At 66.2% G+C, this 17039-nt stretch carries 17 protein-coding genes; 7 read left to right on the forward strand and 10 right to left on the reverse strand.

Going from position 1 to position 17039, the window contains the following annotated elements:
* Positions 1 to 119: 119 nt before the first annotated feature.
* The 4 genes from M1D40_RS09700 to M1D40_RS09715 all read right to left on the reverse strand — a co-directional run bounded on the left by M1D40_RS09700 (position 120) and on the right by M1D40_RS09715 (position 5450).
* A complete protein-coding gene (locus M1D40_RS09700) occupies positions 120 to 884 on the reverse strand; it encodes a YqjF family protein (RefSeq protein ID WP_461168687.1) in 765 nt (254 codons plus the stop codon).
* Complete coding sequence (locus M1D40_RS09705) at positions 881 to 2176, reverse strand: cytochrome P450 (protein ID WP_461168688.1); 1296 nt, start codon at positions 2174 to 2176, stop codon at positions 881 to 883. Before M1D40_RS09705 ends, M1D40_RS09700 begins: the two co-directional genes overlap by 4 nt.
* A 138-nt stretch (positions 2177 to 2314) precedes the next feature.
* Positions 2315 to 3484 (reverse strand): ATP-binding protein, encoded by a 1170-nt coding sequence (locus M1D40_RS09710; protein WP_461168689.1) that lies wholly within the window; start codon positions 3482 to 3484, stop codon positions 2315 to 2317.
* A gap of 367 nt (positions 3485 to 3851) precedes the next feature.
* Entirely contained in the window at positions 3852 to 5450 is a 1599-nt protein-coding gene (locus M1D40_RS09715) for an ABC-F family ATP-binding cassette domain-containing protein (RefSeq protein ID WP_341395952.1), read from the reverse strand.
* Between the two features lie 230 nt (positions 5451 to 5680).
* Between M1D40_RS09715 and M1D40_RS09720 the strand changes: the two genes are divergently transcribed.
* From M1D40_RS09720 to ypfJ, 4 genes are all read left to right on the forward strand, one after another.
* The gene (locus M1D40_RS09720; RefSeq protein ID WP_461168690.1) at positions 5681 to 6301 is read left to right on the forward strand and encodes a biotin transporter BioY; all 621 of its coding nucleotides are present in this window, start codon (positions 5681 to 5683) and stop codon (positions 6299 to 6301) included.
* Positions 6301 to 7011: an energy-coupling factor ABC transporter ATP-binding protein gene (locus tag M1D40_RS09725; protein WP_461168691.1), complete on the forward strand. Its 711-nt coding sequence runs from the start codon at positions 6301 to 6303 to the stop codon at positions 7009 to 7011. The genes M1D40_RS09720 and M1D40_RS09725 overlap by 1 nt, the downstream gene beginning before the upstream one ends.
* 7 nt (positions 7012 to 7018) lie before the next feature.
* Positions 7019 to 7651: an energy-coupling factor transporter transmembrane component T gene (locus M1D40_RS09730; protein ID WP_461168692.1), complete on the forward strand. Its 633-nt coding sequence runs from the start codon at positions 7019 to 7021 to the stop codon at positions 7649 to 7651.
* Between the two features lie 121 nt (positions 7652 to 7772).
* Positions 7773 to 8684: a KPN_02809 family neutral zinc metallopeptidase gene (gene ypfJ, locus M1D40_RS09735; protein WP_461168693.1), complete on the forward strand. Its 912-nt coding sequence runs from the start codon at positions 7773 to 7775 to the stop codon at positions 8682 to 8684.
* 15 nt (positions 8685 to 8699) lie between these two features.
* Here ypfJ and M1D40_RS09740 read toward each other — a convergent pair whose 3' ends face one another.
* The 6 genes from M1D40_RS09740 to M1D40_RS09765 form a co-directional block, all read right to left on the reverse strand.
* The gene (locus M1D40_RS09740) at positions 8700 to 9095 is read right to left on the reverse strand and encodes a nuclear transport factor 2 family protein (RefSeq protein WP_461168694.1); all 396 of its coding nucleotides are present in this window, start codon (positions 9093 to 9095) and stop codon (positions 8700 to 8702) included.
* A 108-nt stretch (positions 9096 to 9203) separates the two neighbouring features.
* Positions 9204 to 9533, reverse strand: a complete 330-nt coding sequence (locus tag M1D40_RS09745; RefSeq protein WP_152218145.1) for a metal-sulfur cluster assembly factor — start codon at positions 9531 to 9533, stop codon at positions 9204 to 9206.
* A 39-nt stretch (positions 9534 to 9572) separates the two neighbouring features.
* Positions 9573 to 10370: a Fe-S cluster assembly ATPase SufC gene (gene sufC, locus M1D40_RS09750; protein ID WP_341395958.1), complete on the reverse strand. Its 798-nt coding sequence runs from the start codon at positions 10368 to 10370 to the stop codon at positions 9573 to 9575.
* Positions 10371 to 10472: 102 nt separating this feature from the next.
* The gene (gene sufD / locus M1D40_RS09755) at positions 10473 to 11804 is read right to left on the reverse strand and encodes a Fe-S cluster assembly protein SufD (protein WP_341395959.1); all 1332 of its coding nucleotides are present in this window, start codon (positions 11802 to 11804) and stop codon (positions 10473 to 10475) included.
* Positions 11804 to 13279, reverse strand: coding sequence for a Fe-S cluster assembly protein SufB (gene sufB / locus M1D40_RS09760; RefSeq protein WP_341395960.1), 1476 nt, complete (start codon positions 13277 to 13279; stop codon positions 11804 to 11806). Before sufB ends, sufD begins: the two co-directional genes overlap by 1 nt.
* Positions 13279 to 14061, reverse strand: a complete 783-nt coding sequence (locus M1D40_RS09765; RefSeq protein WP_341395961.1) for a helix-turn-helix transcriptional regulator — start codon at positions 14059 to 14061, stop codon at positions 13279 to 13281. The genes sufB and M1D40_RS09765 overlap by 1 nt, the downstream gene beginning before the upstream one ends.
* A 139-nt stretch (positions 14062 to 14200) precedes the next feature.
* Between M1D40_RS09765 and M1D40_RS09770 the strand changes: the two genes are divergently transcribed.
* The 3 genes from M1D40_RS09770 to M1D40_RS09780 are packed head-to-tail and all read left to right on the forward strand — an operon-like array spanning position 14201 to position 16913.
* Complete coding sequence (locus M1D40_RS09770) at positions 14201 to 15160, forward strand: ABC transporter ATP-binding protein (protein WP_341395962.1); 960 nt, start codon at positions 14201 to 14203, stop codon at positions 15158 to 15160.
* Positions 15157 to 15900: an ABC transporter permease gene (locus M1D40_RS09775; RefSeq protein ID WP_461168695.1), complete on the forward strand. Its 744-nt coding sequence runs from the start codon at positions 15157 to 15159 to the stop codon at positions 15898 to 15900. Before M1D40_RS09770 ends, M1D40_RS09775 begins: the two co-directional genes overlap by 4 nt.
* A complete protein-coding gene (locus M1D40_RS09780) occupies positions 15891 to 16913 on the forward strand; it encodes a COX15/CtaA family protein (protein WP_461168696.1) in 1023 nt (340 codons plus the stop codon). Before M1D40_RS09775 ends, M1D40_RS09780 begins: the two co-directional genes overlap by 10 nt.
* Positions 16914 to 17039 lie beyond the last annotated feature (126 nt).

A 17039-nucleotide genomic window follows, 5' to 3' on the forward strand; every position in this document is an offset into this window, starting at 1 on the left:
GGAGAAATAGCGGTGCCGTCCTTGGTGCCGGAAACTGAACCTCAATCAGGCTCAAAACCTTTAGCCTACCGAGACTCCCGGAGGCGTTCAAAAGCGGGTGCGCCTGGCAGCGGGCAGGTTCAGCCTTCCGCGGACCCGGTCTCCGGGCCGCGCACCGTGCGCGGCATGCCGAAGATGGTGCGCACACCCGGTGAAAAGAGGACCGACTCGGGCGGGCCGCTGACCGGAAACCCGGCGGAAGGCAGCAGCTCGTCGTCGAAGGACGTAAGGCGTGCGGGATGCAGCGGCCAGGGGCGGTGAGAGTTGGGCACGAAGAGGGTCCGGCCGGCAATTCCGGCATGGGCGCCGAAGCGGGCGGTCAGCTCCAGGGACAGCGGGTCCGCAGCCTGGCGGCCAAAGTCCGGCTGCACCTCAAAAGTTGACTGTCCCTGACCGCGGAAGCGCTTGACGTCGTAGCCGAAGGTGTCCCCCCGGCGCCGCGGCCGGCAGCGTGAGAACACGTAGGGGATGCCGGCCGTTCGGGCCGCCATGACGGCCGGGAGGCGTGACGCGTCAAGGGAGACGAAGAGCACGCCCCGTGAACCGTCCGCTCCCCGTGTGTAGAGGCGCACGTTGACCTCGGTAAAGTCGCCTATCCACGGAACTGGAACTGCACCGCCAAGCCTGGTTCCATGCAGCCGGAATCCGATCAGCCCCACCCAGGTGGAGCCGAGGAAGACATCCGGTTCAACCAGCGGCGGCAGGTACCGCTGCGCCGTCGACACCGGGATCCGCCAGTGCAGAAACACTGCATCCGACCACGACTGCGCCACGAGGACAGGAGGTGAGACGGGCGGGCCGGCAGGCCACGGATCGGCATGGTCCCGAACCTGCGGCACGGTCACGGCCGGACGTCCGTCGAGCCGGCCGGCGTGAGGAGCAGCCCGCTGCGGGGAATCGACGGCAGCTTGGACAGGGATATCGTCAGATCCTGGGCCGGTATTTTCCAGGAGGAGCGCGCCAGCAGCAGGACGGCGGATTTAACCAGTTCGAGGGTTATCCCCTCCCCCGGGCACCGGTGTCCGTTTGCTGCTTGACCTCCCCCCTGCGGAATCAGTGTGTTGGGATCCCCGTTCCACGTCCGGAAACGTTCGGGCTGGAACGCTTCAGGGTCCGGCCAGAGTGCGGCGTCGTGATTGGTGCCGTAGATGTCCAGCAGGACCCAGTTCCCGGGGGTGAAGGTGTGGTTGTTCCAGGTGAATTCCTTTCGGACCACGCCGCCGACCGCCGGAAAAAAGGGATAGTAGCGGCGCACCTCCTGCGCGAAGGGTCCAAGGTCCGTGGAAGCGGCTGCGTCAGCGGCCGCAAAGCGGGCACGCCACTCAGGGTGTTCCACGAGTGCCGTGCCGGCGAAGGCAATAAAACGGTCCACCGCCACCACGGGGCGGATCACGTTGAGGAGTTCCACGGCGGCGACATCCTCGGGCAACAGCTCTCCGTTGGCTTCGCGGTGCCCGGCGATGACTGCGGCGGGCGCACCTGACGGCACGCCGGCTGCTCCGCTCCGGATCCGTGAAATAACCTTCCCGGCCCACCGCTCCGTCCGACGGCGCCGCAGCTGTGCCCACCAGTTGGCCGGTCCAAAAGACCCGGCCTGGTCGACCATCAGCCCAAATTCCGCAGCCCTTGCCTCGACCTCCGCTTCCTGCAGCGGAAGGCCGACCGCCCATTCGCAGGCTGCCGCCGTGAGGATGATGCGGACTTCGCGGTGCAGGACCACGGTCCGTCCCTGCCAGCCGGCTGACCGCTGACGCCAGTACTTCTCAAAAAGGCGTACGAGCTCAGCAACGGAGGCCTCGTTCATGATGTCCAGGAACATTGCCTTGCGGTGCCGGTGCCCGGCGCCGTCGAGGGTCTGCACACTTCCCCGGTCCTGCAGCAGGTGCACCACAGTGGGCGGCAGCGCACCCCTGCGGGTGAACCTGTCCCCTTCGTAGAAAACCCTGGCCGCATCCGCTCCCCGCATACACACAACGGGGCGGCCCGCGATCCGGGTGCGGAACAAATCGGCACCGAGCCTGTCGCAGCGCGAGGAGATAAACGTGTATCCCTCGCGGAGAAAGGCCGGCGCGCTGTCCGGAGCCCGCAGCCGAGGTGTCGCCTGCGGTGCCGGAGGTGAGGTCGGTTTTGGTTTCATTGACGTCCTTACTGTTGGTCGGGCACCAATCAGGGGATGGTTGTCAGTCTGCTTAGTATCGATGATACCAACCTGCCGGACGCGGCCGAATCAGCCCGCACCGGAACACCGGAACGCCGGGAACCCTCTCCCCGGCCGCTAGCCGGTCACGCGGCGCACGTACTCCGCCATGCCGGGCACAGTGAAGGCCACCTGGCCCAGGGACGGCGCGTAGATGATGCCCTTGCGGATCAGGGATCCGCGCGTCATTGTCATGGAGGTCATCTTCTTGCCGGCGCGGGCGGCCAGCGTGGCCGTGCCGGACCCGGCGGCACCGTCCATGGCCATGAGCCGCAGGAATTCCCGCTCGGCCTTGGTGGCCCGGCGCCAGCGCATGGGAAAGAAGCCCTGGTCCAGCTGTGCGCGGCCTATTTCCACGGCCACTCGCGCGTCCTCCGCAGTAATCCGTTTGCGGGGAGCGGATTCCCACGCCGCCGATGCGTATTCCTGCAGGAAGTACGGGTATCCCCCGGCCGCATTCAGCAGCAGGTCCAGAGCCTCCGGAACATAACTGACCCCCTGCTCCCGCGCCGGAGCAGTCAGGGCCGTACCCGCATCCTCGCGGTCCAGCGCTCCCACGCTCCGGTAGGTAAAAAGGCCTTCGGCATACCGCTGCGACTGGTTGAGGACCGCCGGGAGGTTCGGCAGTCCGGCCGCCACCAGATAGAAAGGCCAGTCCCGCTGTCCTGCCTGATGCTGGGCGCCCAGAAGCGCCGAAAGCAGCGCCGGGTCAAGATTCTGCATCTCGTCCACCACTATCACGAGGGCGGAATTCCGTCCGCCGAGGGCAACGGCGGTGTCCTCCACCGTTTCCTCCAGGTCGACGGCGAAGGCACCCGAATCTCCGCGTCCCGCCCGCGAACCGACCCCCACGTCGATGCCGCCGACCTGCAGTCCGTCGGCAAACGAGGAAATGGTCCCCAGCGCGGCCGTGAGCGCAGCAGTACCGCCGCGGGACGCCGCCTTGCGCCCTGCCTGCAGCAGCCCGCGGGCCAGCTTTGCCCGGACAGCCCTGGGGCCGCCATCGGCGTCCCTGCCTTCCAGCGAGACAACCAGGAAACCGGCTTCCTCCGCCCGGCGGCGGAAGTCGTTGAGCAGCACTGTTTTACCCACTCCGTGCAGGCCGTGCAGCACGATCCCCCGGTCCGTGCGGCCGGCGGAGGCACGCGAAACCAGAAGGTCGAAATCATTCGTCAAAGCTGTTCGGCCGGCCAGTGCGAAAGGTGTACGGCCGGCGCCGGGTGAGTACGGGTTGGTGGCACTATGCATGCCACCCATCCTAGCGGTCATATCCGGAAAACTTTATATCGATGGATAAAAATGGATATGAATGAGGTAAACGAGGGGAGTGTGGTCCCGGCCGAACTCAGTTAGACGACGACAGCCGCTGAGATACTGCCGCGGACCGGCCTGCAGTGTCCACCGTCCGCTTGAACACCGTCCGCTTGAGCGCGGCGACAGCCTCAGCTGCCCTTCCCCCCATATCCGGCTGCCCGCCCCGGAAACGCGCAAACACTCCCCCGCCGGGCTGCGTCATGTCCGCGCACAAGCCCCCCGGATATGCCAACGGCGGCCGGAACGTGAGTCCGGCCGCCGTTGGACCCCGGGGAGGCCCGGGGTGTTGCTGGTGCGGGCGCTAGGCCAGCGTGACCAGGTCCAGATAGGAGTCGTTCCAGTGGTCCTCGTCGCCGTCGGGCAGCAGCACCACCCGCTCGGGATTCAACGCTGCCACTGCTCCCTCGTCGTGGCTGACCATGACCACTGCCCCGGAGTAGGTGCTCAGTGCACCCAGAATCTCCGCGCGTGAAGCCGGGTCCAGGTTGTTGGTGGGCTCATCGAGAAGCAGGACGTTGGCCGAGGAGGCCACGATGGTCGCCAGGGCCAGGCGGGTCTTCTCACCGCCGGAGAGCACACCGGCCTTCTTCTCGACGTCATCGCCGCTGAACATGAACGAACCCAGCACACTGCGGACCTCGGCGTCATCCATGTCCGGAGCCGAGGAGCGCATGTTTTCCAGCACCGTCCGCTCGGTGTCCAGGGTTTCGTGCTCCTGGGCGTAGTAACCCACCTTCAGGCCGAAACCCGGGATGATTTTGCCGGTGTCCGGCGTGTCCACGCCGGCCAGCATGCGCAGCAGCGTGGTCTTGCCGGCACCGTTCAGGCCCAGGATGACCACCTTGGAACCGCGGTCGATCGCCAGGTCCACGTCCGTGAAGATTTCCAGCGAGCCGTAGCTCTTGCTCAGGCCCTCGGCCATCATCGGAGTCTTGCCGCAGGGTGCCGGATCCGGGAAACGGAGGGCCGCAACGCGGTCGGTTGCACGGACGGCGTCCAGTCCTCCCATGAGCCGGTCCACGCGCTTAAGCATGCTCTGCGCAGCGGAGGCACCCGAGGCACGGGCCTTCATCTTGTTGGCCTGCGCCAGCAGGATGCCGGCCTTCTTCTCCGTGTTGGCACGCTCGCGCTTGCGGGCGCGCTCGTCGGTCTCGCGCTGGATCTTGTAGCGCTTCCAGTCCATGTTGTAGATGTCGATCGTGGCGCGGTTGGCGTCCAGGCTGAAGACCTTGTTCACGGTGGCCTCAAGCAGAGCAGTATCGTGGCTGATCACGATCAGGCCGCCGGTGTGGTTCTTCAGGAACTCGCGCAGCCAGGCGATGGAGTCGGCATCAAGGTGGTTGGTGGGCTCATCGAGGAGCATCGTCTCGGCATCCGAGTAGAGGATCCGGGCCAGTTCCACGCGGCGGCGCTGACCGCCGGAGAGGGTGCTCAGCGGCTGGTTCAGCAGGCGGTCCGGCAGGGCCAGGTTCGCACAGATGGTGGCAGCTTCAGATTCGGCGGCATAACCGCCGGCGGCGAGGAAGTCCGCCTCGAGGCGGTCATAGCGGTTCATGGCCTTGCGCGAGATTTTTTCGTCGTCGCTGGCCATCTCGTCCTGGCACTTTTTCAGCTGCGCCGTGACCACGTCCAGGCCGCGGGCGGAAAGAATCCGGTCCTTGCCCAGCTGCTCCATGTCCGGAGTGCGCGGATCCTGCGGCAGGTAGCCGATTTCCCCGACGCGCTTCACATGGCCGTTTGCGGGCAGCGCCTCGCCGGCCAGAACCTTGGTAAGGGTGGTTTTGCCCGCTCCGTTGCGGCCCACCAATCCAATTTTGTCGCCTTTGTCAACACGGAATGAAACCGCTTCCATGAGCAAACGTGCGCCGGCACGGAGCTCGAGATTAGATACGGCAATCACTCAGTGGACCTTTCGAGGGGGTTGGGGGTAGAGGCTGAACTGCGGAAGCAGCCTCTCAAGTCTACCGTCCATAGCGGATTTGTAGAAAAGCTCCAAAGGAATAAGCGCCGGTCCCGGCTAGTGTCGGGAGCAGAGCAGCCCCGCTCCCCCGCCCTGACAGGCAGGGACCGTGGCGCCACCCGCAGGGTGAGATGCCTCACCCTTGTAGAACTTCCATGAAATGAGGCCAGATGAGTACTCCTTCCGCTCCCCCGGCGGCCGCCGCCGGCCGCGCACCTCGGCAGCACAGCCGGTGGACTGCCCGGGATTTGTCGCTCATTGCGGTCTTCGCGGCCCTGACCGCGGCATTTTCCGTCCTCCCGGGCATACCCCTGGGACCCGGGGTGCCCATCACGCTGCAGACGCTCGCTGTCATGCTGACCGGGATTATCCTGGGTCCGGCGCGCGGGGCGGCTGCAGTGGGCCTGTTCCTGCTGGCTGGCCTGGCCGGCCTGCCGGTGTTCAGCGGGTTCCGCGGGGGCCTGGGCGTCCTGGCCGGACCGTCCGCCGGATATTTGCTGGCTTTCCTGCCCGCGGCGTTTGTTGTCGGGCTGCTGGCCCGCCTGGTCCTGCGGCGTACCCGCCGGGCCCGCTTCCCGCTCCTGTTTGCCGCCGCAATGGTCACGAGCTTCCTCGTCGTCCACCCGCTGGGCATCACCGGCCTGATGGTCAACGCAAAGCTTGGATTCCCGGCGGCATTGGCTGCCGATATGGCGTTCTGGCCCGGCGACGTCCTGAAGAACCTGCTGGCCGCTGCAGTGGGCGTCAGCGTCCTGACAGCCTTTCCGCGCCTGGCGCCAAAGCCCCGCTGATGCCCTTGATCCAGTTGCGGGACGTTTCGGTGCTGCCGGACGGCTCCTTTGCGGGGGCCCCGGCCGTTCCCATCCTGCACCGCCTCACCCTTGACCTGGCCGAGGCCCGGATAGCAGTCGTGGGTGCCAACGGTTCCGGCAAATCCACCCTGCTCAGGCTGCTCAACGGCCTGCTGCTTCCCGATACCGGAACAGTCACTGTGGACGGCCTGGACACGGCGAAACACGGCAGCCGGGTCCGGCGGCGGGTTGGCTTTGTCTTTACCGATCCGCTCTCCCAGCTGGTCATGCCCACGGGACGGGACGACGTCGAGCTGTCGCTGCGCGCCAAAGTCCGGGCGCGGGAGGAACGCCGAACGGCGGCCGAATCCCGGCTCTCGGCCATGGGGCTGCTGGAACTGGCAGACCGCAGCATTTATGACCTTTCCGGCGGTGAACGCCAGCTGATGGCCCTGACCTCCGTCCTGGCCGTTGACCCGGGCATCCTCGTTGCCGATGAACCGAGCACGCTCCTTGATCTGCGCAACACCGCGCGGCTCCGGCGGATCTTCGCTGAACTCCCCCAGCAGATTATCTACACCACGCACGACCTCGACTTCGCAGCGGATGCGCAGCGTGTCCTGGTGGTTGACGGCGGCAGGATTGCCTACGACGGCGGCCCGGACCAGGCCCTCGACGCCTACCGCGCGCTGGCACTGGGCACCCGGTGAGAATGCCGTGAGGAGTTCCCCCGATCTGCTCGGCGGCTACCGGCCCGGCCGATCCCCCGTGCACCGGACGCCGCTGGCCCTCAAAGCCGGCGCCGTCGTCGCGCTCTCCGCTGCCGTGCTGGCAGCAGCCTCGCTGCCGGTGCTTGGACTGGCACTGGTGCTGCTCGCCGGACTGTACGCTGCGGCCGGCCTGCTGTCCGAATCCTGGCAGCCCCTAAAGCTCATGTGGCCTGTGCTGCTCCTCCTCGGCGCTTTCCAGGCGTTCGCCGCCGGTCCTGGAACGGCTGCACTGGTCACCGGCAATATTGTGGCCTGCGTGGCTGCCGCGCGGCTGCTCACCCTGACCACACCGGTCCAGGATCTGCTTGACGGCCTGGTGGCGCTGGCCCGTCCGTTCCGCGTCCTTGGAGCGGATCCGGAGCGCTTCGGGCTGACGCTGGCCCTCATGATGCGCAGCATCCCCTTCCTGCTGGGCTCGGCGCGCGATGTCCGGCAGTCGGCGATGGCCCGGGGCCTGGAGCGCAATCCGCGGGCGCTGACGGTTCCCGTAGTCATCAAGGCGGTGGCCTACGCGCAGCAGACCGGTGATGCCCTGGCGGCCCGCGGCATCGGGGAAGCGCCTGAACGCAGCCCGCGCTGAGGTCCGGCTCTTCACGGACGGCCGCGATGGGTCACTCGATCTTCGCGCGGCACCGCCGGAGCCGCCCGGCCCGCCGATTATGCGACCATAAGCCCGCTGACCGTCGGGGATAATTGCCGGTATGAGTTTTAACGAAAATGCACGCCTCGATTCCTCCCGGGTCCGCGACCGCCGGGGCAAAGGCAAGGGAATTGCCGTAGGCGGAGGGCTCGGCGGCGGCCTGATCCTGATCCTGTCCCTGATTTTTGGGTCCGACGTTGTGGACACCCTCGGTCTCACCGACGGGGCCGGTGCCGAAGCCGGATCCGGCAGCTCACCAAGTATTACCGAGTGTCTGGACGGAGCGGACGCCAACGAGCGTCTGGACTGCCGGATCGTGGGGACCGCCGAAAGCCTGGACAGCTACTGGGGGCCGGCGCTGGCAGCCGAAGGCCTCACCTACACCGAGCCCGGCGTTACCCTGTTCACCGGCCGGACGTCCACCGCCTGCGGGTCCGCGACCTCCGCCGTCGGGCCCTTCTACTGCCCGGCTGACGAGCAGACCTATTACGACACCGCATTTTTTGACGACCTCGTGGCGCAGTACGGCGCCTCCGGCGGGCCGCTCGCCCAGGAGTATGTGGTGGCCCATGAATTCGGCCACCACATCCAGAACCTGACAGGGGTTCTTGGCGCTTCCGCGCAGGATCCGCAGGGCGCGGAATCCGCTGCAGTCCGCACCGAGCTTCAGGCCGACTGCTACGCAGGGCAGTGGGCCGGGGCTGCCGCCTCCGTTCCGGCGCCGGGAAGCTCCGAACCCTTTCTCGCGGAACTGACACCGGCGGATGTCCGTGATGCCCTGTCGGCAGCCTCGGCGATCGGCGATGACCGGATCCAGTCGATGGCCACCGGCCAGGTGAACCCCGAAAGCTGGACGCACGGCTCCGGGGACCAGCGCCAGGCCTGGTTTATGCAGGGTTACGAGAACAACGACGCCGGCACCGGCGCCTGCGACACGTTCAGCGCCGCGGACCTGAGCAGCCCGGGAGCCTAGTCACCGCGGAAGGAGCTACTCCGGCGTCCCGACGTTTATTTCGGTGAAGTCGCGGCACAGCAGCCAGCGCCCGTCTTCGAGACGCCAGGACTCCATCAGCAACGCCCGCGCAGTGACGGCGTCCCCGGTCCGGTACGTCATTTCGTGGAACACCACGGCTTCGTCCCGGCCGCGCGGGGCAACTGTCCGGAACGCAGTGTGGACCGTACTGCCGCGCATGCCGGAAACGGCATCGCGGAAGCCCGCCCGCGCAACCCCGACGTCGAACGGTTCCGCCGCGGACGCGTCCCGGCCCAGCCACCCGTGGTAATCGGCAGACAGGAAAGCCTCAACGGGCCCGCTGTCCCCCGACGCCATGGCTTCGTTCCAGGCCGCAAGATACCCGTCATGAAAATGCCCTGTTGTCCCCATGGCGCACAGGCTAGCACCCCTGTCCGGCGGAGCAGCCGCACAAAAGCAGAAGGGCCGCTTCCCCGTGTCGGGGAAGCGGCCCTTCTGCTCATCAAAGGTGCAGCGCTGCTAGATATTGAAGCCCAGGGCGCGCATCTGGTCGCGGCCGTCGTCCGTGATCTTTTCCGGACCCCACGGCGGCATCCAGACCCAGCTCAGGCGCCAGTCGTCCACGACGCCGTCCAGCGCCTGGCCAACCTGCTCCTCGAGCACGTCGGTCAGCGGGCAGGCGGCGGTGGTCAGCGTCATGTCGATCAGCAGTGCGCCGTCCTCGGCGTACCGCAGCCCGTAGAGCAGACCAAGGTCAACGACGTTGACGCCCAGTTCGGGGTCGATAACGTCCTTCAGGGCCTCTTCGACATCCTCGAGGGATGTCTGGGCCAGATTCGGCTCACTCATCATCTGCTCCTTGGCAGTTGTAGCGGACAGGTGTACAGCCTAGGCCTTCAGCGCGTTCGCGGTGGCGGTGGCCGCCGTTGCGTTGGCGCCCGTGAAGCGGTCGTAGCCTTCTTCTTCCAGGCGGTCGGCCAGCTCGGGGCCGCCCTGCTCGGCAATGCGGCCGTCAACAAACACGTGGACGAAGTCCGGCTTGATGTAGCGCAGGATCCGCGTGTAGTGGGTAATGAGCAGCGTGCCCATTTCGCCCTTGGCGTGCTCGCGGTTGACGCCCTCGGACACAACCTTCAGTGCGTCAACGTCAAGGCCGGAGTCGGTCTCGTCGAGGATCGCGAACTTCGGGTGGAAGAGCTCGAGCTGGAGGATCTCCACGCGCTTCTTCTCGCCGCCGGAGAAGCCTTCGTTGACGTTGCGCGAGGCGAAGTCGGCGTCGATGCGCAGCTGGCTCATGGCAGCCTTGACGTCCTTCGTCCAGTGGCGCAGCGAGGGGGCTTCGCCGTCAAGCGCGGTCTTGGCCGTGCGCAGGAAGTTGGTCATGGTGACGCCGGGAACCTCAACCGGGTACTGCATGGCCAGGAACAGGCCGGCGCGGGCACGCTCGTCCACGCTCATGTCCAGGACGTCGGCGCCGTCGAGCGTGATGGAACCGCTGTCGACGACGTAGCGCGGGTGTCCGGCAATGGTGGAGGCCAGAGTGGACTTGCCGGAGCCGTTGGGGCCCATGATGGCGTGCGTCTCACCGGTGTTGATGGTCAGGCTGACGCCCTTCAGGATCTGCTTCTTGACACCCTGTTCGGTCTCAATGCTGACGTGAAGATCTTTGATCTCAAGAGTAGACATACGAGTTACGCTTTCTCCTTTGCACGCTCTGGTGCGTTTTTAAGCTTCAAAAAGTGTGGGGTCGCGGTGCCCCGGGAGCCGAGCGGCTCCCGGGAAACACTGCTAGCTCTCGACTGCTGCGAGCTCGCGCTCGACGGCCTCGGTGAGCCGCTCTTCCAGTGCCGGAACCTTGATCTGCTGGATGATCTCGTTGAGGAACCCGCGGACCACCAGGCGGCGGGCAACATCCTCGGGGATGCCGCGGGCCATCAGGTAGAACAGGTGCTCGTCGTCGAACCGGCCGGTGGCGCTGGCATGGCCGGCGCCCTCGATCAGTCCGGTTTCGATTTCCAGGTTGGGCACGGAATCAGCGCGGCCGCCGTCGGTCAGCAGCAGGTTGCGGTTGACCTCGTATGTGTCGGTGCCTTCTGCTTCCTTGCGGATCAGGACGTCGCCCACCCACACGGTGTGGGCGTCGCGGCCCTGCAGTGCACCCTTGTACATGACGCGGGACTTGCAGTTTGGAACCGCGTGGTCCACGAACAGGCGCTGCTCCAGGTGCTGGCCGGCATCCGCGTAGTACAGACCGAACATCTGCACGTCTCCGCCAACGGCGGTGAAGCGGGACGACGGCGTAATGCGCACCAGATCGCCGCCGAGGCTGATCACCACGTGCTTGAACTTCGCGTCGCGGCCCACCTTGGCGTACTGGGCGGACGCGTGAACGGCGTCGTCATCCCAGTCCTGGACCGAAACCACGGTGAGTTCCGCGCCGTCGCCGACGAGGATCTCCACGTTCTGGGACAGCGTTGCCGAGCCCTTGTGGTCCAGGACCACCACTGCCTTGGAGAACTTCTCCGCGGTGATGACGATGTGCTGGGCCGCGGGATCCTTGCCGGCGCCGGTCATGGTGAGCGTGATGCTGCCGTCCACCACGGTTTCGGCCGGGATGGTAACGGCCGTTGCCTCGGTGAAGGCTTCCCAGGCGGCGGCTGCCACCAGGTCCTCGGGGATGCCGGCGGAGCCGATGCGGGCATCGGTGCGTGCCACGTTCTCCACGGTCACGCCGTCGGGGGCTACAACTGCCACCTCGGGTGCGGTGCCGGTGAGTTCGGCCGTGTGCAGGCCGCGCAGGCGCTTCAGCGGGGTGAACCGCCAGTCTTCTTCACGTCCGGTCAGTTTGCCGAAGTCGCCGCGGTTGTAGGAGGTCAGGCGTCCGGCGCGTGAGCTGTCCGGAATGCCCGCCCCTGCACCGTGGCTGTGGGACTTGCTGCTGTCGCCGCCGAGAACCGCGGAGGATTCATTCAGCGGAGAGAGGTTCTCGCCCTCTTCGGTGAATCCGTCAATCCGGATGCGGCTGTCCCCCGAGGGGGCACCAATCCGGGCTTTGACACCCTCTACGGTTTTGCTGACCTGTTCGGTCACGGTTTCGACGACGTCGTTAAGCTTCGACATTAACCGACGGCTCCTTCCATCTGGAGTTCGATGAGGCGGTTGAGTTCAAGGGCGTATTCCATCGGCAGCTCGCGGGCGATCGGCTCGATGAAGCCGCGCACGATCATGGCCATGGCCTCGTCCTCGGGCAGGCCGCGGGACATGAGGTAGAACAGCTGCTCTTCGCTCACGCGCGACACGGTTGCCTCGTGGCCCATGGTGACGTCATCTTCACGGATGTCCACGTACGGGTACGTGTCCGAGCGCGAGATGGTGTCCACCAGCAGGGCGTCGCAGCGCACGGTGTTGGCCGAGTGCTTGGCGCCTTCGCGGACCTGGACCAGGCCGCGGTAGGCAGCACGGCCGCCGCCGCGGGCCACAGACTTGGAGATGATGGAACTCTTGGTGTTGGGGGCGATGTGGACCATCTTGGATCCGGTGTCCTGGTGCTGGCCTTCGCCGGCGAAGGCGATGGACAGGGTTTCACCCTTGGCGTGCTCGCCCACCAGGTAAACCGCCGGGTACTTCATGGTGACCTTGGAACCGATGTTGCCGTCGATCCACTCCATGGTGGCGCCCTCGTGTGCAATGGCGCGCTTGGTCACCAGGTTGTACACGTTGTTGGACCAGTTCTGGATGGTCGTGTAGCGGACGCGGGCGCCCTTCTTCACGATGATTTCCACGACGGCGGAGTGCAGCGAGTCCGAGGTGTAGATCGGGGCGGTGCAGCCTTCGATGTAGTGGACGTAGGAGTCCTCGTCGGCGATGATCAGCGTGCGCTCGAACTGACCCATGTTTTCCGTGTTGATGCGGAAGTAGGCCTGCAGCGGGATTTCCACGTGAACGCCCTTGGGGACGTAGACGAAGGAGCCGCCGGACCACACGGCAGTGTTCAGCGAGCCGAACTTGTTGTCACCGACCGGGATGACGGTGCCGAAGTATTCCTGGAACATCTCCGGGTGTTCCTTCAGCGCGGTGTCGGTGTCCAGGAAGATGACGCCCTGGCGTTCCAGATCCTCGCGGAGCTGGTGGTAGACAACCTCGGACTCGTACTGGGCTGCGACGCCGGAAACCAGGCGGCCGCGCTCGGCTTCGGGGATGCCGAGCTTCTCGTACGTGTTGCGGATGTCCTCGGGCAGGTCTTCCCAGGTGTTGGCCTGCTTCTCCGTGGAGCGCACAAAGTACTTGATGTTGTCGAAGTCGATGCCGGAGAGGTCTGCGCCCCAGGTCGGCATGGGCTTGCGGTCGAAGTACTTCAGGCCCTTCAGGCGAAGGTCCAGCATCCACTGGGGTTCACTCTTTTTCGCCGAGATGTCCCGGACGACTTCCTCGCTGAGCCCGCGGCGCGCGTTGGAGCCCGCGACGTCGGAGTCCGCCCATCCGTACTCGTAGGTTCCAATGCCCTCAAGTTCGGGGTTCTTTTCCAGGATGTCTGAAATCACAGACTCCGGCACCGATGAGGGCGCCGTTGACTTCTGCGTTACTTGATCCGTCATCACGGCCTTTCTTGCTGATGAATGGATGTGGACTTGTTGCTTGCGGCGTGCACGGGGACGTGCGCCGCTGACCCGGTTCGGCCCACGGGGATGTGGGTCGTACATACGTGACCCCCGCGGGAGAGTGTGGACAACCGACGGACGTCGACGTCCAGCAGGCGGGCAAAAACTTCGGTTTCCTTGTCGCAGAAGACCGTGTAGGCACTGGCTAGTCCCTGAATGGGACAGTGCCCCTGGCACAACTGCACGCTCAGCAGCGTGCTGGGCTGCTTGGCGGTGCCGATCATGGTGGTGGATCCGACAAATCCGTCCTTCGTCAGTTCCGCCGCCAGTGCCTGTGCCTTATCGGAAACCGCGGGTCCGGCAGCGTCAACCACCGGGCGGTAGCGCTCTTCCATGCGGGCAAAGCGGTCTGCGGCGAACTTTTCGATGGCTTCAGGTCCGGCAGCCAGACCAAGCTGGCGCAGGGCTTCGGTGGCGATGTCCAGGTAGTCGTTCCCCAGATATGCCTGCCCCTGCGCGCTCAGCACGTAGCGGCGTGCCGGGCGCCCGGCGCCCGAGGACGGGTTGCTGACCCGCTTGACCTCAATCAGGCCCTGGCCGGAAAGCGCGTCCAGGTGGCGGCGGACGGCCGCGGGCGTGAAGCCCAGCCGTTCACCGAGTTCCGCCGCGCTGACTGGGCCGTGCTCCAGCACCGCACCCAGGACACGGTCCCTGGTACGTTCCTCCGCTTCGCGGGCTGCTGCCGGCTTGGCCACTGCCTCCGGCTCAGAGTTGCTCATAGAATACACAACACAAGCATGACCTAATCTGTTCCCGCATGCCACTAAGGACAGGCTACCCACCGGCGCGATGAACTTCGCGGCCGTACTTCCGCCTTCGCAGCCGGGGTGCATCCAGCTGTACTACCTAACGTAGAATATGACGGTGCCTAACGATGAACCCTGCCTGACCATAAAGGGCCTGATTAAGGACTGCGGTCCGGTAGCCGGTCTCGACGGCAAAATGATCCGAGTGCTCGCCGGCGTGGATTTCACTGCGCACCGCGGCTCGGTCACTGCCCTGCTCGGCGCCAACGGTGCCGGCAAGACCACCACTCTGGAGTGCGCGCAGGGCCTGCAGCCGATCAACGGCGGCGAAGTGCGGCTGCTGGGCCGCGACCCCTACGGTGCCGGCGCCGATCTGCGCAGCCGGGTCGGCGTCATGCTGCAGGACGGCGGCCTGCCCCCGTCCGCGCGGCCGGTTCCCCTGCTGCACCACATCGCCTCCATGTACGCCGATCCGCGCCCCGTTGATGAACTGGTGGCCCGGCTCGGCATCGGCAGCTTCGCCAACTCCAACATCCGCAGGCTGTCCGGCGGGCAGAAACAGCGCCTGGCCATGGCGGCCGCGCTGATCGGCCGTCCGGAGGTGCTGTTCCTGGACGAGCCCAGCGCGGGGCTGGATCCGCAGTCGCGGCAGATTGTCTTTGACCTGATCGCGGAACTTCGCGGCGAAGGCCTCGGAATCATCCTCACCACTCATTTGATGGACGACGCGCAAAAGCTTGCTGACTACGTCTACATCATCGATGCGGGCAGGACCGTTGCACAGGGCACCGTCGCAGAGCTGACGGCACAGACCGGGGAGCTTGCCGACCAGCGGCTGCTCACGTTTGACGCGGTGCCGGGACTCAACCTGGCCGACGTCGGACTCCCGCACCTGACCGCCGCCGAACCAGTGCCCGGCCACTACACGCTCCGCGGTGCGCTCACGCCGGCCGACCTCGCCGCCCTGGCCGCCTGGTGGGCCCGCAGGGACCTCCTTCCGACGGCGGTCCACATGGCCTCGCGTTCATTGGAAGACGTCTTCCTTGACCTGTCCGGAAGGGAAATCCGATGAGTGCCCCCGCCTCCCTGTCGGTCCGCATCCTGAACCAGGGGCGCTATGAAGCGCTCACCATGCTCCGCAACGGCGAACAGCTGATTTTGGCGGTCTTCCTGCCGCTGATGGCACTGGTGGCCCTGTGCGTCACCCCCGTCCTGGACGGCTTCGGCACGTCCAGGGTAAACATGGCAACTCCGGGCATCCTTGCCCTCTGCGCCATGTCCACCGCCTTCACCGGTCAGGGCATCGCAACCGGCTTCGACCGCCGCTACGGGGTCCTCCGCTTCCTTTCCACCACTCCCCTGGGCAAGACCGGGCTGATCGCCGGCAAGGGAATCGCCGTCGTCGCCGTCCTGGTGATCCAGGTGGCTGTGGTGAGCATTGTTGCCGCGTTCTTCGGCTGGCAGCCGGCCTGGGCCGGGATTCCCGTGGCGGTGGCCTCGCTGCTGCTGGGGGCCGCTGCCTTTACGGCCCTGGGCCTTCTCGTGGCCGGCACCGCCAGGCCGGAGGCAACACTGGCCGTGACCAACCTGCTGTGGATACTGTTGGCAGCGGTGGGCGGCATCATCATCCCGGCGGGAAACCTGCCCCCGGTGATGCAGCCCTTCGTGGAGATCCTGCCCTCGGCTGCACTGGGAGAGGCCATGCGGTCAGCACTGATTGACGCAGCTTTCAATATCCCCGCCATGCTGATCCTGCTGGCGTGGACAGTCCTGGGCGGCCTCGCTGCCGTCCGATGGTTCAAATGGAGTTAGATTCAGTGTCCCCAACATCCGCCGGCAAGCCGGCCATTTCCTCCCCGGCAGCGGGAAAGACCGTCCGCACCTTCGCAGTGGCCTCCCTGGCTGCCAACATTGCCATTGTTGTGACCGGCGGCGCCGTGCGGCTGACCGCCTCGGGCCTCGGCTGCCCCGAGTGGCCGATGTGCACCCCGGATTCGCTGACCACCACGCCTGAAATGGGCGTGCACGGGATCATCGAGTTCGGCAACCGGCTGCTGACGTTCGTGCTGGCCGCCATCGCCTTTGCCATGGTTTTCAGTGTCTGGAAGATCCGCGCGGAGCGCCGTGACCTGTTCGGGCTTTCGGTTGCCCTGCTTGCCGGCATTCCCGCACAGGCTCTGCTGGGCGGCATCACTGTCTGGACCGGCCTGAACCCCTGGATTGTGGGCGGACACTTCATCCTGTCCATGGTCCTCATTGTGCTGGCGACCGTGCTGGTCAACCGGGCCTGGCTGACTCCCGCGCAGCTGGCATCCGTGAACGGCCCGCTGGCCACGCGCACCCTGCGTCCGCTGCTGGGTGCGCTCGGCGTCCTCTCGGGGCTGTCCGTGGTGCTCGGTGTCATAGTGACCGGCTCAGGCCCCCACGCCGGCGATCACGGCGCTGCTCGCAACGGCCTGGATCCGGACCTGATGACGCGGATCCACGTGGTGCCCGTCTACCTGCTCGTCTTCGCCCTGGCCGTGGCGCTCTACCTGGTGTTCCGGCACGCCACCGACGGGCGGCTGCGCAGCGCCCTGCTGCTGCTCACCGCCGTCGTCCTGGCACAGGGAGCCATCGGCTACGCACAGCATTTCCTGCACCTGCCGATCGTCCTGGTCGGGCTGCACATGCTCGGCGCATCCCTGCTGACCGCCGCTGCCGCCCATGCCGTGTTTACGGGCTTTGCCCGCCGGGTTCCCGGCAGCGACCCCGTTGTGGGTTCCGTTGACGCTGCCCCGGCCCGCTCCGGTGCCGCAGCCTCGGAAACGGGCGTCCGGCGGTAGGCTGCGACCTCGGCCGCCGGATGCAGACACGTTAGCGGCGCAGGCTTTAAGGCGCAGACTTTAAGGGCACGCAGCATGGGCCGGATTCCTTCGGGAGTCCGGCCCATGTTGCTTCTACCCTCCGGC

The organism is Arthrobacter sp. Z1-15 (assembly GCF_054792395.1).

Bases quoted from the DNA above. Each gene is read 5' to 3' on its own strand.
- M1D40_RS09745 (WP_152218145.1), bottom strand. From the start codon at position 9,533: ATGAGTGAGCCGAATCTGGCCCAGACATCCCTCGAGGATGTCGAAGAG.
- M1D40_RS09765 (WP_341395961.1), bottom strand. From the start codon at position 14,061: ATGAGCAACTCTGAGCCGGAGGCAGTGGCCAAGCCGGCAGCAGCCCGC.
- sufC (WP_341395958.1), bottom strand. From the start codon at position 10,370: ATGTCTACTCTTGAGATCAAAGATCTTCACGTCAGCATTGAGACCGAA.
- ypfJ (WP_461168693.1), top strand. From the start codon at position 7,773: ATGAGTTTTAACGAAAATGCACGCCTCGATTCCTCCCGGGTCCGCGAC.
- M1D40_RS09775 (WP_461168695.1), top strand. From the start codon at position 15,157: ATGAGTGCCCCCGCCTCCCTGTCGGTCCGCATCCTGAACCAGGGGCGC.
- M1D40_RS09720 (WP_461168690.1), top strand. From the start codon at position 5,681: ATGAGTACTCCTTCCGCTCCCCCGGCGGCCGCCGCCGGCCGCGCACCT.
- M1D40_RS09780 (WP_461168696.1), top strand. From the start codon at position 15,891: ATGGAGTTAGATTCAGTGTCCCCAACATCCGCCGGCAAGCCGGCCATT.
- M1D40_RS09705 (WP_461168688.1), bottom strand. From the start codon at position 2,176: ATGAAACCAAAACCGACCTCACCTCCGGCACCGCAGGCGACACCTCGG.
- sufB (WP_341395960.1), bottom strand. From the start codon at position 13,279: ATGACGGATCAAGTAACGCAGAAGTCAACGGCGCCCTCATCGGTGCCG.
- M1D40_RS09725 (WP_461168691.1), top strand. From the start codon at position 6,301: ATGCCCTTGATCCAGTTGCGGGACGTTTCGGTGCTGCCGGACGGCTCC.
- M1D40_RS09770 (WP_341395962.1), top strand. From the start codon at position 14,201: ATGACGGTGCCTAACGATGAACCCTGCCTGACCATAAAGGGCCTGATT.
- M1D40_RS09740 (WP_461168694.1), bottom strand. From the start codon at position 9,095: ATGGGGACAACAGGGCATTTTCATGACGGGTATCTTGCGGCCTGGAAC.
- sufD (WP_341395959.1), bottom strand. From the start codon at position 11,804: ATGTCGAAGCTTAACGACGTCGTCGAAACCGTGACCGAACAGGTCAGC.
- M1D40_RS09710 (WP_461168689.1), bottom strand. From the start codon at position 3,484: ATGCATAGTGCCACCAACCCGTACTCACCCGGCGCCGGCCGTACACCT.